The sequence below is a fragment of the Pseudomonas sp. URMO17WK12:I9 genome (genome assembly GCF_900230165.1).
Taxonomy (GTDB): Bacteria; Pseudomonadota; Gammaproteobacteria; order Pseudomonadales; family Pseudomonadaceae; genus Aquipseudomonas; species Aquipseudomonas fulva.
Genome location: NZ_OCMQ01000001.1, coordinates 820,520 through 836,476 on the forward strand (window position 1 = coordinate 820,520; position 15,957 = coordinate 836,476).

9 protein-coding genes are annotated in these 15,957 nt (G+C 62.1%); 4 read left to right on the forward strand and 5 right to left on the reverse strand.

Annotated features, from left to right (window positions below; all coding sequences use genetic code 11):
- Nucleotide 1: 1 nt before the first annotated feature.
- On the reverse strand, nt 2–1,609 hold the full coding sequence (locus CRP40_RS03620) for a carboxyl transferase domain-containing protein (protein WP_027916225.1): 1,608 nt from the start codon (nt 1,607–1,609) through the stop codon (nt 2–4).
- A 96-nt stretch (nt 1,610–1,705) separates the two neighbouring features.
- Nucleotides 1,706–2,869: an isovaleryl-CoA dehydrogenase gene (locus CRP40_RS03625; RefSeq protein WP_027916224.1), complete on the reverse strand. Its 1,164-nt coding sequence runs from the start codon at nt 2,867–2,869 to the stop codon at nt 1,706–1,708.
- 232 nt (nt 2,870–3,101) lie between these two features.
- Here CRP40_RS03625 and CRP40_RS03630 point away from each other — a divergent pair, with 232 nt between their 5' ends.
- Nucleotides 3,102–4,778, forward strand: a complete 1,677-nt coding sequence (locus tag CRP40_RS03630) for an AMP-binding protein (RefSeq protein ID WP_027916223.1) — start codon at nt 3,102–3,104, stop codon at nt 4,776–4,778.
- A gap of 32 nt (nt 4,779–4,810) precedes the next feature.
- Here the strand turns inward: CRP40_RS03630 and CRP40_RS03635 are convergent, their stop codons facing one another.
- A complete protein-coding gene (locus CRP40_RS03635) occupies nt 4,811–5,056 on the reverse strand; it encodes a hypothetical protein (RefSeq protein WP_027916222.1) in 246 nt (81 codons plus the stop codon).
- Between the two features lie 391 nt (nt 5,057–5,447).
- Between CRP40_RS03635 and CRP40_RS03640 the strand changes: the two genes are divergently transcribed.
- The 3 genes from CRP40_RS03640 to glgB all read left to right on the forward strand — a co-directional run bounded on the left by CRP40_RS03640 (nt 5,448) and on the right by glgB (nt 13,064).
- Entirely contained in the window at nt 5,448–7,466 is a 2,019-nt protein-coding gene (locus tag CRP40_RS03640) for an alpha-1,4-glucan--maltose-1-phosphate maltosyltransferase (RefSeq protein ID WP_027916221.1), read from the forward strand.
- A gap of 70 nt (nt 7,467–7,536) precedes the next feature.
- Nucleotides 7,537–10,857, forward strand: a complete 3,321-nt coding sequence (gene treS, locus CRP40_RS03645; protein ID WP_027916220.1) for a maltose alpha-D-glucosyltransferase — start codon at nt 7,537–7,539, stop codon at nt 10,855–10,857.
- A complete protein-coding gene (gene glgB / locus CRP40_RS03650) occupies nt 10,854–13,064 on the forward strand; it encodes a 1,4-alpha-glucan branching protein GlgB (RefSeq protein WP_027916219.1) in 2,211 nt (736 codons plus the stop codon). Before treS ends, glgB begins: the two co-directional genes overlap by 4 nt.
- Nucleotides 13,065–13,372: 308 nt before the next feature.
- On the opposite strand, the gene glgX is transcribed toward glgB, so the two are convergent.
- Together glgX and CRP40_RS03660 are read right to left on the reverse strand one after the other, a co-directional pair.
- Nucleotides 13,373–15,526, reverse strand: a complete 2,154-nt coding sequence (gene glgX / locus CRP40_RS03655; RefSeq protein WP_027916218.1) for a glycogen debranching protein GlgX — start codon at nt 15,524–15,526, stop codon at nt 13,373–13,375.
- A gap of 127 nt (nt 15,527–15,653) precedes the next feature.
- Complete coding sequence (locus CRP40_RS03660) at nt 15,654–15,947, reverse strand: DUF2934 domain-containing protein (RefSeq protein ID WP_027916217.1); 294 nt, start codon at nt 15,945–15,947, stop codon at nt 15,654–15,656.
- Between the last annotated feature and the right edge of the window lie 10 nt (nt 15,948–15,957).

A 15,957-nucleotide genomic window follows, 5' to 3' on the forward strand; every position in this document is an offset into this window, starting at 1 on the left:
ATCACATCCTGAATATGCCGAAGCGGCTCGGTTCGATCGGTGCGTTCAGCGCAGCGGACAAGGCCAGGCCCAGAACATCGCGGGTCTGCGCCGGGTCGATGACGCCGTCATCCCACAGGCGCGCGCTGGAATAGTAGGGGTGGCCCTGATGCTCGTACTGATCGAGGATCGGCTGCCTGAGCCTGGCCTCGTCCTCGGCGCCAAACGGCTCGCCGCTGCGCTCGCTCTGCTCGCGCTTGACCTGCACCAGCACGCCGGCAGCCTGTTCGGCGCCCATCACCCCGATGCGCGCATTGGGCCACATCCAGAGAAAGCGCGGGTCGTAGGCGCGCCCGCACATGCCGTAGTTACCGGCACCGAAACTGCCGCCAATGATGACCGTGAACTTGGGCACCTGCGCGCAGGCCACGGCTGTGACCAACTTGGCGCCATGCTTGGCGATGCCGCCTTCTTCGTACTTCTTGCCCACCATGAACCCCGTGATGTTCTGCAGGAACAGCAACGGGATACCGCGCTGGCAAGCCAGTTCGATGAAGTGCGCGCCTTTTTGCGCAGCCTCGGCAAACAGGATGCCGTTATTGGCCAGGATGGCGATCGGGTAGCCGTGCAGGTGAGCGAAACCGCACACCAGGGTCGTTCCGAACAGGGCCTTGAATTCATCGAAGACCGAGCCATCGACCAGCCGTGCGATGACTTCGCGTACATCGAAAGGCTGCTTGGCGTCAGCCGGAATCACGCCGTAGAGCTCTTGCGCTGGATACAAGGGCGCAACCGGTGGCATGCATTGCACGGCGCCGAGCTTGCGCCAGTTGAGATTGGCCACGCAGCGCCTGGCCAGCGCCAGGGCATGCTCGTCATTGTCGGCGTAATGGTCGGCTACACCGCTGGTACGGCAATGTACATCGGCGCCGCCCAGCGCCTCGGCACTCACCACCTCGCCCGTGGCAGCCTTCACCAGCGGTGGACCGGCCAGGAAGATGGTGGCCTGCTGGCGCACCATGATCGCCTCGTCCGCCATCGCCGGCACATAGGCGCCGCCTGCGGTGCATGACCCCATTACCACGGCAATCTGGGCGATGCCCAGTGCGCTCATGTTGGCCTGGTTGAAGAAAATCCGCCCGAAGTGTTCACGGTCGGGAAACACCTCGTCCTGACGCGGCAAGTTGGCGCCGCCCGAATCCACCAGGTAGATGCATGGGAGGCGGTTCTGCAAGGCGATGGTCTGCGCTCGCAGGTGCTTTTTCACCGTCAACGGGTAGTAGGAGCCACCTTTGACCGTGGCGTCGTTGGCCACGATCATGCATTCCACGCCTTCCACGCGCCCGATCCCGGCGATCAGGCCGGCTGCCGGAACGTCTTCGCCATAGACCTGGTGTGCAGCCAACTGGCCGATCTCGAGAAAGGCAGAACCGGCATCGAGCAGACGGTCGATTCGCTCGCGGGGCAACAGTTTGCCTCGCGAGGTGTGCCGCTCCTGCGCCTTGGCGCCGCCGCCTTGGGCTACCTGGGCAAGCAGTTCACGCAGGTTGTCCACCTGGGCCTGCATGGCCGCCTGGCACTGGGCGAATTCGGGTGACCTGGGGTTCACTTGGGATTTCAGAATCATCATGACTCCTGGTGCAGTGGCGCGCCCTTGGCGCGGCCCTGCAAGGTTGGCCAGTGTGGCCACGGCTGGCGTGATGAGCCTGCCGTGGCGCCAGCGCGTTCAGCGGGTCTCGTTGAACAACTCGCGGCCGATCAGCATTCGGCGAATTTCGCTGGTGCCGGCGCCGATTTCGTACAGCTTGGCATCGCGCAACAAGCGACCTGCGGGGAATTCGTTGATGTAGCCGTTACCGCCAAGAATCTGGATCGCTTCCAAGGCCATCTGCGTGGCGCGCTCGGCGGTGTAGAGAATCACCCCGGCCGCATCCTTGCGCGTTGTCTCGCCGCGGTCGCAGGCCTGGGCCACGGCATACAGGTAGGCGCGGCTGGCATTGAGCTGGGTGTACATGTCGGCGACCTTGCCCTGGATCAGCTGGAACTCGCCGATGCTTTGCCCGAACTGCTTGCGGTCATGAATGTACGGCACCACCAGGTCCATGCAACTCTGCATGATGCCGGTCGGGCCGCCGGATAGCACCACGCGCTCGTAGTCCAGGCCGCTCATCAACACCCGCACGCCGCCATTGAGTTGACCGAGGATGTTGTCCTGGGGCACGTGCACGTCATCGAAGAACAGCTCGCAGGTGTTCGAGCCACGCATGCCCAGTTTGTCGAACTTGTTGCTGCGGCTAAAGCCTGCCCACTCGCGCTCGACGATGAACGCAGTGATGCCATGGGGGCCCTTTTCCAGATCGGTCTTGGCGTAGATGACGTAGGTGTTGGCATCGGGTCCGTTGGTGATCCACGTCTTGCTGCCGTTGAGCACATAGTGGTCGCCGCGCTTGTCGGCGCGCAGTTTCATCGACACCACGTCCGACCCGGCATTGGGTTCACTCATAGCCAGGGCGCCGACGTGCTCGCCGCTGACCAGCTTGGGCAGGTATCTGGCCTTTTGCGCGGGCGTGCCGTTACGGTTGATCTGGTTGACGCACAAATTGGAGTGGGCGCCGTAGGACAGCGCGACCGAGGCCGAGGCGCGGCTGATCTCCTCCATCGCCACCACGTGGGCGAGATAACCCAGGCCTGCGCCACCGTATTCTTCCGGCACGGTGATGCCGAGCAGGCCCATGTCGCCGAATTTGCGCCACATGTCGGCAGGGAACAGGTTGTCGTGGTCGATCTGCGCGGCGCGAGGGGCGAGCTCGGCGGCGGCGAAGGTGCGCACCTGGTCGCGAAGCATGTCGATGGTCTCGCCCAGGGCGAAGTTCAGGCTGGGGTAATGCATGCGGGGGCACCTTGTTGTTCTTGAAATGGGATCACGCCGCTAGCGGCAAGCTTACCTGGGTAGGCGGCTGACGCCGACAACGTGCGTTGCTGCCTATCACCTTTACGTAAACGTAAACCTGCGCCTGCTTTTTTGTCAATTTATCCATCACCTTTACGTAAACGTAAATCTGAGCCAAAGTGATTGGCGCGCGCTTGGCCCCTATCCAGAACAATCAAAAGAAGGGACGCACATGACTCATCCCAGCTATACCCGCGGTCGCCAGGATCGCCCTTTGCTTACCCAAACCATCGGCCAGGCCTTCGACGCTACAGTAGCGCGCCTGCACGAGCAGGAAGCGTTGGTGGCTCGGCACCAGCGCCTGCGCTACAGCTGGCGGCAACTGGCAGAGCAGGTTGAGTCGTGTGCTCGAGCGCTGATGGCCCTTGGGATCGAAACCGGTGACCGCGTGGGCATCTGGTCACCCAACTGCGCGCAATGGTGCATTCTCCAGGTGGCAACCGCCAAGTTGGGTGCCATCCTGGTCAACGTCAACCCGGCTTACCGTGTGGGCGAGCTTGAATACGTGCTGCGCCAGTCAGGGTGCAGTTGGCTGGTCTGTGCCGATGCGTTCAAGCATTCCGATTACCACGCCATGATCCAGGCCTTGGTGCCCGAATTGGCTACCGCCGCACCCGGTCAGGTCACCAGTGCCTCGCTGCCTGCCTTGCGCGGGGTGATAAGCCTGGCCAACGACCCGCCTGTTGGCTTCCTGCCGTGGGAGGCACTGGCCACTTGGGGCGCGTCCGTCAGCCGCGAGGCGTGCACCGCCCGGCAGAACAGCCTTCATTTCGACCAACCGGTGAACATTCAGTACACCTCCGGCACCACTGGCGCGCCCAAGGGCGCTACCCTCAGCCATTACAACATCCTGAACAACGGCTTCATGGTCGGCGCCAGCCTGGGCTTGACTGAACGCGACCGCATGGTGATCCCGGTGCCCCTGTACCACTGTTTCGGTATGGTCATGGGCAACCTGGGCTGCATCACCCATGGCACTACCATGATCTACCCAAGCGACGCCTTCGATGCCGAGTTGGCCTTGCGCGCCGTGGCCGAGGAACGTGGCACCATTCTGTACGGCGTGCCCACCATGTTCATTGCCATGCTCGACCATCCGGCTCGCCAGCACGTGGACCTGTCGTCCTTGCGCAGCGGCATCATGGCAGGCGCCACTTGCCCGATCGAGGTGATGCGCAGGGTCATCGACCAGATGCATATGGCCCAGGTGCAGATCGCCTATGGCATGACCGAAACCAGCCCGGTGTCTTTGCAAACCGGGCCGGATGACGTGCTGGAACTGCGCGTCACCACAGTGGGCCGTACCCAGCCGCAGCTGGAAAGCAAGATCATCGACCCGCAGGGCGGCACGGTTGCACGCGGTCAGACCGGTGAGCTGTGCACGCGCGGCTACAGCGTGATGCTGGGTTACTGGGATAACCCCCAGGCCACAGCCAGCGCCATCGACGCGGCCGGATGGATGCACACCGGTGATCTGGCGGTGATGGACGAGGCGGGGTATGTGCGTATCGTCGGGCGCAACAAGGACATGATCATTCGCGGTGGCGAGAACATCTACCCACGTGAAATAGAGGAGTTCTTCTATACCCACCCGGCGGTGGCCGATGCCCAGGTCATTGGTATCCCGTGCAGCCGCTATGGCGAGGACATCGTCGCCTGGATCAAGCTGCATCCGGGTCACCAGGCTACTGCAGAGGCACTGCAGGCCTGGTGCAAGTCCCGTATCGCCCACTACAAGGTGCCCCGCCATATTCGCTTCGTCGATGAATTTCCCATGACGGTGACGGGCAAGGTGCAGAAGTTCAAAATGCGAGAAATCAGCATGGCGGAACTGGGGCAGATCACCTAGATCCTTCAGTGATGTGCCCCAGGGGTGATCCCTCACCTCGATTGCGATGCTCGCCAAATTGCCTCGGCCAGTTGAGCGACAGATGTTATCGACTCAGGCTTGAAACCGAAATCGTAATCGTCCTTCATCTGGCCAATGGCGCGCCTGAAGGCGTCCTTGTCGAGTGTCTTCAGAACTGTCGCAGGATTAGTATCCTTGATGCCTGCCTCCTGGAGACACTCGATGACATAGGCTTCGTATTCATTTCGCTCGCTGTGGCTCATACCGTCAAGCGTCATATCCGTAACTCCTGAATCACAAAGGTGACTCATGATCGGAACAACGCGGCCGATGCGCCACTGGCAAAACTGACAGTTTTCGACTTCAGTCGCCCGCCTTTATCGGGGGTTCCTGGCTGGGTGGATCACCCACGGTTGGCGGGACCGTCGGCTGAATCGGCAGCTCATCCGGATCACGCTCAGGCTCCGGGGGCGGGAGGTTGGGATCGTCAATGTTCGGATCGGGCGTTTCCGGGGGCGTTGGGAGCGTCATGGCCATGCCTCGTGGGGTTGAGTGAACCTGTCCTGCAGCGTTCGACCGCTGGTGCCGTGAATCAATTCATTTTTGAACCCAGACTCGGTCGCCGCGCTCTCAACCCTTACCGCCACCAGTCCCAGGGAGCAAGGCCTGATGTCTTTGAACGAGCCCTTCGAAAGCGTGCCCACGGCAAACGATCATCCGGAGCAGGTCATCAGCCTGTCCCAGGCCTTGATGGCACCGCGTATCGCCATCGAGGACACCCAGCCGGTGCTAGATGGCGGCGCCTTTGCCGCCAAGGCCATCAGCAATCAGCCGGTTTCGGTCAGCACCAAGGTATTCACTGACGGCCATGACCGCATGGCCGTGGTGTTGAACTGGCGTCAGGCCGGTAGCCGACGCATTCATTGTGTGCCCATGACCTCGCCTGGCAATGACCTGTGGCTGGCAGAATTTACCCCGACTGAAATCGGGCCGCATGTGTTCAGCATCGAAGCCTGGATCGATCCGTATGCCACGTACTGCTACGACCTGGAGAAGAAGTTCAATGCCGGTGTCGGCGTAAAGCTTGAGCTTGAGGAAGGGCGTTTGCTGCTGGGCAAGGGCATCGAATTAAGCAGCGGCGCTCTGCGCGAGCAATTACAGGCGCTGCAAAGCACCTTGCAGACGCTGCCCGAGGACGAACAAGTGGCCCTGCTGCTGGGCGCCGAGGCGTCGCAGATGATGGCTGCCGCCGAGCACCGCAGCTACCTGACTCGCAGTTGCGACTACCCGCTGGATGTGGACCGCCCGGCCGCGCAATTCGCCAGCTGGTATGAGCTGTTCCCCCGTTCGATCACCGATGATCCCCAGCGCCACGGTACCTTCAACGATGTGCACCAGCGCCTGCCGATGATTCGCGACATGGGCTTCGACGTGTTGTATTTCCCGCCCATCCACCCCATCGGCATGCAGCATAGAAAGGGCCGGAACAATGCTTTGCAGGCACAGCCGGGCGACCCTGGCAGCCCTTACGCAATTGGCAGTGCCGACGGTGGGCACGATGCGATCCACCCCGAACTCGGCACGCGTGAAGATTTCCGCCGCTTGGTGTCGGCCGCAGCCCAGCATGGTCTGGAAATCGCCCTGGACTTCGCCATCCAATGCTCCCAGGACCACCCTTGGCTCCAAGCGCACCCAGGCTGGTTCAGCTGGCGCCCGGACGGGACCATCCGCTACGCCGAGAACCCGCCGAAAAAGTACCAGGACATCGTCAACGTCGATTTCTACGCACCCGACGCCGTACCTGGGCTGTGGATTGCACTGCGCGATGTGATCATCGGTTGGGTGGAGGAGGGCGTGAAGACGTTCCGGGTGGACAACCCGCATACCAAACCCCTGCCGTTCTGGCAGTGGCTGATCGCCAATGTACGCAGCCAATACCCGGACGTGTTGTTCCTGGCCGAGGCGTTCACCAAGCCCGCCATGATGGCGCGCTTGGGCAAGGTCGGCTATGCGCAGAGCTACACTTACTTCACCTGGCGCAACACCAAGCAGGAGCTGAGCGAGTATTTCGAAACGCTCAACCAGCCCCCATGGAGCCAGTGCTACCGGCCGAACTTCTTCGTCAACACCCCAGACATCAACCCGTTCTTCCTCCAGCAGAACGGCCGCGCAGGCTTCCTCATCCGGGCCGCGCTAGCCACCATGGGGTCGGGCTTGTGGGGTATGTATTCGGGGTTCGAGTTGTGCGAAGCGGCAGGGCTGCCGGGCAAGGAAGAGTACCTGGACTCGGAGAAGTACGAAATCCGCCCGCGTGACTTCACCCAGCCTGGCAACATCATTGCCGAGATCGCCCAGCTCAACCGTATCCGCCGGCAGAACCCGGCCTTGCAGAGCCACCTGGGCCTGACGCTGCTCAATTGCTGGAACGACAACATTCTGTATTTCGCCAAGCGCACGCCTGCGCGTGACAATTACATCCTCATCGCCGTCAGCCTCGACCCGCATAACGCCCAGGAAGCCCATTTCGAACTGCCATTGTGGGAGCTGGGTCTTGATGACGGTGCCGAGACGCACGGCGAGGACCTGATGAACGGTCATCGCTGGTCGTGGTACGGCAAGACCCAGTTCATGCGCATCGAGCCTTGGCACCAGCCTTTCGGTATCTGGCGAATCAGTAAAGTCAGCTGAGCCTGGCGGAGAGCGGGCCCGCCTGCTCTCTGACGGTTTTTTACCGATCAAGCATTCAGAGGAATGGTACATGGCCAAGCGTACCCGCCCGGCAGCCTTCATTGACGACCCGCTGTGGTACAAGGATGCGGTGATTTACCAGTTGCACATCAAGTCGTTCTTCGATGCCAACAATGACGGTATCGGTGACTTCGCCGGGTTGATCAGCAAGCTCGACTACATCGCCGACCTGGGCGTCAACACCTTGTGGCTGCTGCCGTTCTATCCCTCGCCCCGACGCGACGACGGCTACGATATCGCCGAGTACAAGGCAGTGCATCCAGACTACGGCACCCTTGCCGACGCCCGCCGCTTCATTGCCGAGGCGCACAAACGCGGGCTGCGGGTGATCACCGAACTGGTCATCAACCACACCAGCGACCAGCATCCGTGGTTTCAACGTGCCCGCCATGCCAAGCGTGGCAGCAAGGCCCGCGACTTCTACGTGTGGTCCGATGACGACCACAAGTACGACGGCACCCGCATCATCTTCCTCGATACCGAGAAATCCAACTGGACCTGGGACCCGGTGGCAGGCCAGTACTTCTGGCACCGCTTCTACTCCCATCAGCCGGATTTGAATTTCGACAATCCGCAGGTGCTCAAGGCCGTGATCGGCGTGATGCGCTTCTGGCTGGACCTGGGTGTCGATGGCTTGCGGCTTGACGCCATCCCGTACCTGATCGAGCGCGACGGTACCAACAACGAGAACCTGCCCGAAACCCATGATGTGCTCAAGGCGATCCGGGCCGAGATCGATGCCAATTACCCTGATCGCATGTTGCTCGCCGAGGCCAACCAGTGGCCGGAGGATACCCGCCCTTACTTTGGCGAAGGCGACGGGGACGAATGCCACATGGCGTTCCATTTTCCGCTGATGCCACGCATGTACATGGCGCTTGCCATGGAAGATCGCTTTCCCATCACCGACATCCTGCGCCAGACCCCGGAGATTCCGGCCAACTGCCAGTGGGCCATCTTCCTGCGCAACCACGATGAGCTGACCCTGGAGATGGTCACCGACCGTGAGCGCGACTACCTCTGGAACTACTACGCCGAGGACCGCCGCGCCCGGATCAACCTAGGCATCCGGCGCCGCCTGGCGCCGCTGCTGCAACGCGACCGGCGCAGGATCGAGCTGCTCACCAGCCTGCTGCTCTCGATGCCAGGTACGCCAACGCTGTACTACGGCGATGAGCTGGGCATGGGCGACAACATCTACCTGGGCGATCGCGACGGCGTGCGCACGCCCATGCAGTGGTCGCCTGACCGCAACGGCGGGTTCTCCCGGGCCGACCCGCAGCGGCTGGTGCTGCCACCGATCATGGACCCGCTCTATGGCTACCAGACGGTCAACGTCGAAGCACAGAGCCACGATCCTCATTCATTGCTGAACTGGACTCGTCGCCTGCTCGCCGTGCGCAAGCAGCAAAAAGCCTTCGGCCGTGGCACGCTGCGCACGCTGACACCCAGCAACCGACGCATCCTTGCCTACATCCGGGAATTCACCGACGCCGATGGCCACACCGAGGTGATTCTCTGTGTCGCCAACGTGTCCCGGGCGGCCCAGGCTGCGGAACTGGATTTGTCCCAGTACGCCGACAAGGTCCCCGTGGAAATGATCGGCGGCAGCGCCTTCCCGCCCATCGGGCAGTTGCCGTTCCTGCTGACCTTGCCGCCTTATGGCTTCTACTGGTTCGTGCTGGCTGCCCACGACCGCATGCCCAGCTGGCACAACCAGCCTACTGAGGGGTTACCGGAATTGACCACATTAGTGCTACGCAAACGTCTTGAAGAGCTGCTCGAGTCGCCTTCACGCGACGCCTTGCAGTCCACCATACTGCCCCAGTATTTGCCCAAGCGACGCTGGTTCGCGGGTAAGGAAGGGCCTGTCGATCAGGTCGACCTGAGCTATGGTGTGCGCATGGCCACGGCCGGTATGCCCGTGCTGTTCAGTGAAATCGAGGTGACCAGCGACGGGGTGACCAGCCGCTACCAGCTACCGTTCGGCTTGCTGCCCGAAGAGCAAATCAGCACGGCTCTGCCGCAGCAGTTGGCCTTGTCGCGCGTGCGACGGGCCAATGAGGTGGGCCTGATCACCGATGCCTTCGTCCTCGAACCCTTCATTCGCGCGGTGCTCAAGGCCTGCCAGGAGGGCGTGCGCCTGACCTGCGGGAACGATCAGGGCGAACTGCATTTCAATCACACCGAGCAGCTGGCTGGCCTGGCACTGGGCGATGACAGCTCGGTGCGCTACCTGAGCGCCGAGCAGTCCAACAGTTCGGTAGTGGTGGGCGATTCGGTGGTGCTCAAGTTGATCCGGCGGGTCAACGCAGGCATTCACCCAGAGCTTGAAATGAGCGCTTATCTCACCGCTGCGGGCTTCGCCAATATCTCGCCGTTGCTGGCCTGGGTCAGTCGCGAGGAGGCCCAAGGCGCGCCACACCTGTTGATGATTGCCCAGGGCTATCTGAGTAATCAGGGCGATGCCTGGGCCTGGTCCCAGAACACCTTGGAGCGCGCCATTCGCGACCAGATGCAGCCCTCCAGTGCCGAAGGCGAACCCCATACCGACGCGGTCAGCGAACTGCGCGACTTCGCTTCTTTGCTGGGTCAGCGCCTGGGCGAGATGCACCTGATGCTCGCCGCACCTACCGAGAACCAGGCCTTCGCGCCTTATCCCAGCACTGACGCTGACAGCGAGCGGTGGAGTGCGCAGATCAGCACGGAGCTGACCCACGCGCTGGATCTGCTGGTGCAGCACCGTGACAAACTCGACCCTGAAAGCCAGGCGTTGGTCGATGACTTGCAGCAGCAGCGCGACGGGCTCGCCCAACGCGTGGCAGAACTTGCACGGCAGGCGCAGGGTGGGCTGTTGATGCGCGTGCATGGCGACCTTCACCTGGGCCAAGTGCTGGTGGTGCAAGGCGATGCCTACCTGATCGACTTCGAGGGGGAACCGTCCCGACCACTGGAAGAGCGCCGGGCCAAGCACAGCCCGTACAAAGATGTCAGCGGTGTGTTGCGCTCTTTCGACTATGCTGCTGCGATGATCCTGCGCAGCGCGTCTACGATGGACCTTTCCGAGCCGGCGCGACAAGCTCGGCAGCGGGTGGCCCGACAGTACCTTCACCAGTCCCGGCATGCGTTCATCGAGGCTTATGGCCTGGCCACCGCGGCCATGCCCCACGCCTGGGAGCAAGCCGAAGGCGAGCGTGCGGCACTTGAGCTGTTCTGCCTGGAAAAAGCGGCATACGAAATAACTTATGAAGCCGAAAATCGTCCAAGCTGGCTGGCCGTGCCTTTGCATGGCCTGCATGGACTGATCAGTACCTGGGGAGAGTCAGAATGAACGTTTCAACGCGTGAAAACGGCGGGCTTGGGCAACGGGACCTGGATGCCCTGGCGCGCGCCGAGCACGCCGATCCTTTTGCGGTACTGGGGCCTCACACCGATCCAGCAGGGGGCATGACCATTCGTGCCTACCTGCCCAATGCCCTGGGCGCCCGCGTGCTGGCGCGCGACGACCAGCGCGTGCTGGCCGACATGCGGCCAGGTGCATTGCCTGGCCTGTTCACCGCGCACCTGAACGAAGCGCATCCCTATCAGTTGCACATCAACTGGGCCGGCGGCGAGCAAGTCACGGAAGACCCCTACAGCTTCGGCCCGCAGCTGGGCGACATCGACCTGCACCTGTTCGCCGAGGGCAATCACCGGGACCTGGCAGGGCGCTTCGGTGCCCAACCGGCACAGGTCGACGGGGTGGATGGGGTGTGCTTTTCGGTCTGGGCACCCAATGCGCGCCGGGTATCGGTCGTGGGCGAGTTCAACAACTGGGACGGCCGTCGGCACCCGATGCGCCTGCGCCACGGTGCCGGTGTCTGGGAGCTGTTCATTCCACGTCTGGGTGTGGGTGAAACCTACAAGTTCGAGGTGCTGGGCAAGGACGGGATCCTGCCGCTCAAAGCAGACCCGTTGGCCCGTGCTACCGAGTTGCCGCCCAGCACCGCGTCCAAGGTGGCGGGGGCGCTTGGGCATGAATGGGGCGATCAGCAGTGGATGGACGAGCGCGCCCAGCGCCACGCCTATACCGCCCCATTGTCCATCTACGAGCTGCACCCAGGGTCGTGGCGCTGCGAGCTGGATGAAGCCGGCGAAGTGGGGCGTTTCTACAATTGGCGCGAGTTGGCCGAGCGCCTGGTGCCTTACGTGCAGGAGCTGGGCTTCACCCATATCGAGCTGCTGCCGATCATGGAACACCCATTCGGCGGCTCGTGGGGCTACCAGCCGCTGTCGATGTTCGCCCCCACGTCGCGCTACGGCACGGCAGAGGACTTTGCCGCCTTCATCGACGCCTGCCACCAGGCCCGCATCGGCGTGATCCTGGACTGGGTGCCGGCGCATTTCCCCACGGACGAACACGGCCTGGCGCGCTTTGACGGCACGGCCCTCTACGAGTACGACAACCCGTTCGAAGGCTATCACCAGGACTGGAACACGCTGATCTACAACCTCGGGCGTAACGAGGTGCGGGGTTTCATGATGGCCTCGGCGCTTCACTGGCTCAAACATTTCCACATCGACGGGCTGCGGGTAGATGCCGTGGCATCGATGCTGTACCGCGACTACTCACGCAAGGCCGGAGAGTGGGTACCCAACCGCCACGGCGGGCGTGAGAACCTGGAAGCCATCGACTTCATCCGCCACCTCAACGGCGTGGCGGCGCATGAAGCGCCGGGTGCCTTGATCATTGCCGAGGAATCGACTGCCTGGCCTGGCGTGAGCAAGCCAACCGAAGAGGGTGGCCTGGGCTTCCACTACAAGTGGAACATGGGCTGGATGCATGACTCGCTCAGCTACATCCAGAACGACCCGGTGCACCGTACGCATCACCACAACGAGATGAGCTTCAGCCTGGTGTACGCCTACTCTGAGCACTTCATCCTGCCCATTTCCCATGACGAGGTGGTGCACGGCAAGCGCTCGTTGATCGACAAGATGCCGGGCGATCGCTGGCAGAAGTTCGCCAACCTGCGTGCTTACCTGGCCTTCATGTGGATGCACCCTGGCAAGAAATTGCTGTTCATGGGCTGCGAGTTCGGCCAATGGCGCGAATGGAACCATGATCACCAGTTGGACTGGTACCTGCTGCAGTATCCCGAGCACCAGGGCGTACAGCGCCTGGTAGGCGACCTGAACCGCCTGTACCGTGACGTGCCGGCCCTGCATGAGCAGGACTGCAAGCCCGAAGGCTTCCAGTGGTTGATCGGGGATGACGCGCAGAACAGCGTATTCGCCTGGCTGCGGTGGAGCAGCGCGGGTGAGCCGGTGCTTGTGGTTGCCAACTTCACCCCTGTGGTGCGCGAGGCTTACCGCATCGGTGTGCCGTTCGGGGAACAATGGCAGGAACTGCTCAACAGCGATGCTGAAGCCTATGCGGGCTCCAATGTGGGCAACATGGGCGCGGTCGCCACGCAGCAGACCCCTTGCCATGGTCAGCCCTTGTCGCTGACGCTGAACCTTCCGCCGTTGGCGATACTGGTACTCAAGCCAGTCTGATCGCCAACCACCCGCGGGCGTCCTGCCCGCGGGTGAATTCAGGACCCTGTTAGGCTGTCATGGACGCGATGTGGCAGAAAAGCATTCTTTGAATGAGTGGCCTTGGTACCCTACGCGCACTTGATCATCTGACCATCGTCAGCCATGGGTCGATCAACCCGGCAATCGTTTTGAACGTGGTTGGCGCAGGCTCAAGCGGCGACGGTTGACCTACCAGAAAAAGCCCGCCGGTCAATCCCTGGCTGGGATTGCCCGACGGGCTAGGAACGATCACGTCACGCGTTGCGCGTGACGTACCGCGTTTGCCATCACTCTTCGCTGTGTTGCAGCACCATCAGAGCTACCGAGCGCCCGGTCAGGTCAAATGAGCTGTCGAAGGGCAGGTCCTTGGGTTTGCGCAGTTGTGGCTGGTCTGTATCCATCACGCAGCTCCAGTGTTCGCCCTCTGGAACGCTTGGCAGCTTGAACGGCACGGTGTCGTGGTGGGCGTTGACGATCAGCAACACGGTGGACTCCGAACCTGGACGGGCAATGCCACTGACCTGAGCACGGCCGTCGATCAGCATGCCCAGGCAACGACCATTGGGGTCTTCCCACTGTTCAACGCTCATCTCGTTGCCATCCGGCGCCAGCCAGGTGACGTCCTTGACGCCGATCGCCTCGTTGTAATCGCCCACCAGGAAGCTGGAGCGGCGCAGCACCGGATATTTCTGGCGCAGGCGGGTCAGGCGCTTGACGAACGTCAGCAGCGCCTGGCCTTCTTCATCCAGGTCCCAGTTCACCCAACCGATTTCGCTGTCCTGGCAGTAGGCATTGTTGTTGCCATGCTGAGTGCGGCTGAATTCATCGCCGGCAACGATCATTGGCGTGCCTTGGGCAAACAACAGGGTCGCGAAGAAGTTACGCATCTGCCGCATGCGCAGGGCATTGATTTCCGCGTCTTCGGTGGGGCCTTCGGCCCCGCAGTTCCAGGACAGGTTATTGCTGGTCCCGTCCTGGTTGTTTTCGTCGTTGTCCTCGTTGTGCTTCTCGTTGTACGACACCAGGTCGCGCAAGGTGAAGCCGTCGTGGGCAGTGATGAAGTTGACCGACGAATACGGCCTGCGACCACGGTTGTTGAACATGTCGCCAGAGCCGGTCATGCGTGCGGCGAAATCGGCCAGTTGGCCCTCGTCGCCCTTCCAGAAGGCGCGCACGGTGTCACGGAAGCGGTCGTTCCACTCAGCCCAGCCGGGTGCGAAATTGCCCACCTGGTAACCACCCGGGCCACAGTCCCATGGCTCGGCAATCAACTTGACCTGACGCAGCAGCGGGTCCTGGCGGCAGGCCACCAGGAAGCTGTGACGCTCACTGTAGCCTTCGTGGTAGCGACCCAGAATGGTCGCCAGGTCGAAGCGGAAGCCGTCGACATGCATCTCGCCTGCCCAGTAACGCAGCGAATCGGTCACCAGCTGCAGGACGCACGGATGGCTCAGGTCCAAGGTGTTGCCGGTGCCCGAGTCGTTGATGTAGTAACGCTTCTGGTCGGGCATCAGGCGGTAATACGAGGCGTTGTCGATGCCGCGCATGGAAAGCGTCGGGCCCATCTCGTTGCCTTCGGCGGTGTGGTTGTAGACCACATCGAGGATCAGCTCCAGGCCCGCGTCGTGCAGGTGCGCCACCATCTCCTTGAATTCGGCGATCTTGCCGCTGGCCAGGTAGCTTGGGTGCGGCGCGAAGAACGCGATGGTGTTGTAGCCCCAATAGTTGTTCAGACCTTTGTCGAGCAGGTGCTGATCGTTGACGAAGGCATGGATGGGCAGCAGCTCGATGCTGGAAATGCCCAGGTCCTTGATGTGTTTGAGCAGCTCGTCGTTGGCCAGGCCTGCGAAGGTGCCTTGCAGGTTCTCAGGCACAGCCGGGTGGCGCTTGCTGATGCCCTTGGTGTGGGCCTCGTACACGACGGTCTGGTCCCACGGGGTTTGCACACGGTTGTCCCGGCCCCAGGTGAATGCGGGGTCGATGACCTTGCACTTGGGCACGAAGGGGGCGCTGTCGCGCTCGTCGAACGACAGGTCACCGTCTGGGTGGCCAATGGTGTAGCCAAACAGCGCCTCGGACCATTTCAGCTCGCCGACCAACTGCTTGGCATACGGGTCGATCAGCAGCTTGTTGGGGTTGAAGCGGTGGCCGTTCTCCGGCTCGTAAGGGCCATGTACGCGATAGCCGTAGATCAGACCCGGATGCGCGTCAGGCAGGTAACCGTGGTAGATCTCGTCGGTGTATTCAGGCAGCTCGATCCGTTCGAGCTCTTTCTCGCCGGTGGCGTCGAAGACGCACAGCTCGACCTTGGTGGCGTTCGCCGAAAAGATAGCGAAGTTCACGCCCAGGCCGTCCCAGGTGGCGCCGAGGGGGTAGGGTAAGCCTTCGCGAATGCGCGACGGTGCAACGGAGCGGGTTTTCTTTGCGGTGCGCGGGCTCATGGCAATCCTCGAATGGCCTTGTCTGGAAAATAAGGTTAAGTACTACAACGGCCCTGGCGTCATCAGGCCTGGCAACCGAGGGGCTCGGTGCCAGTGCGGCGCTGAAGACGGCAGGGCCGTGGATGGTTCAGCTAGCGGTCGGCTTTTTCGGTGCGCGTGGCTTCTTCGAAGCCGCAGGCTTCACCCCTGGCAGTGCAGCGACCTTGGGATCGGCTGGCGGCTTGGGTGCAGCAGCGGCTTTGGGCTTGGCAGGCGCCTTGGGCTTGGCGGGTGACTTGGCTTTGGCCCCCGGAGCCTTGGCCTCGGCTTCTGCCAGTTTGCGGGCCATGTCCCAGTGACGTTCTTCCTCACCGTGTGGCTTACCTTCCGACTCCCAGATCTGGTAGGCAAACTCGCGTATGCGTTTATCATCGACACTCATATGACGCTCC

Coding starts and splice junctions, on each gene's coding strand:
- CRP40_RS03620 (WP_027916225.1), bottom strand. CDS start 1,609: ATGATGATTCTGAAATCCCAAGTGAACCCCAGGTCACCCGAATTCGCC.
- CRP40_RS03625 (WP_027916224.1), bottom strand. CDS start 2,869: ATGCATTACCCCAGCCTGAACTTCGCCCTGGGCGAGACCATCGACATG.
- CRP40_RS03630 (WP_027916223.1), top strand. CDS start 3,102: ATGACTCATCCCAGCTATACCCGCGGTCGCCAGGATCGCCCTTTGCTT.
- CRP40_RS03635 (WP_027916222.1), bottom strand. CDS start 5,056: ATGACGCTTGACGGTATGAGCCACAGCGAGCGAAATGAATACGAAGCC.
- CRP40_RS03640 (WP_027916221.1), top strand. CDS start 5,448: ATGTCTTTGAACGAGCCCTTCGAAAGCGTGCCCACGGCAAACGATCAT.
- treS (WP_027916220.1), top strand. CDS start 7,537: ATGGCCAAGCGTACCCGCCCGGCAGCCTTCATTGACGACCCGCTGTGG.
- glgB (WP_027916219.1), top strand. CDS start 10,854: ATGAACGTTTCAACGCGTGAAAACGGCGGGCTTGGGCAACGGGACCTG.
- glgX (WP_027916218.1), bottom strand. CDS start 15,526: ATGAGCCCGCGCACCGCAAAGAAAACCCGCTCCGTTGCACCGTCGCGC.
- CRP40_RS03660 (WP_027916217.1), bottom strand. CDS start 15,947: ATGAGTGTCGATGATAAACGCATACGCGAGTTTGCCTACCAGATCTGG.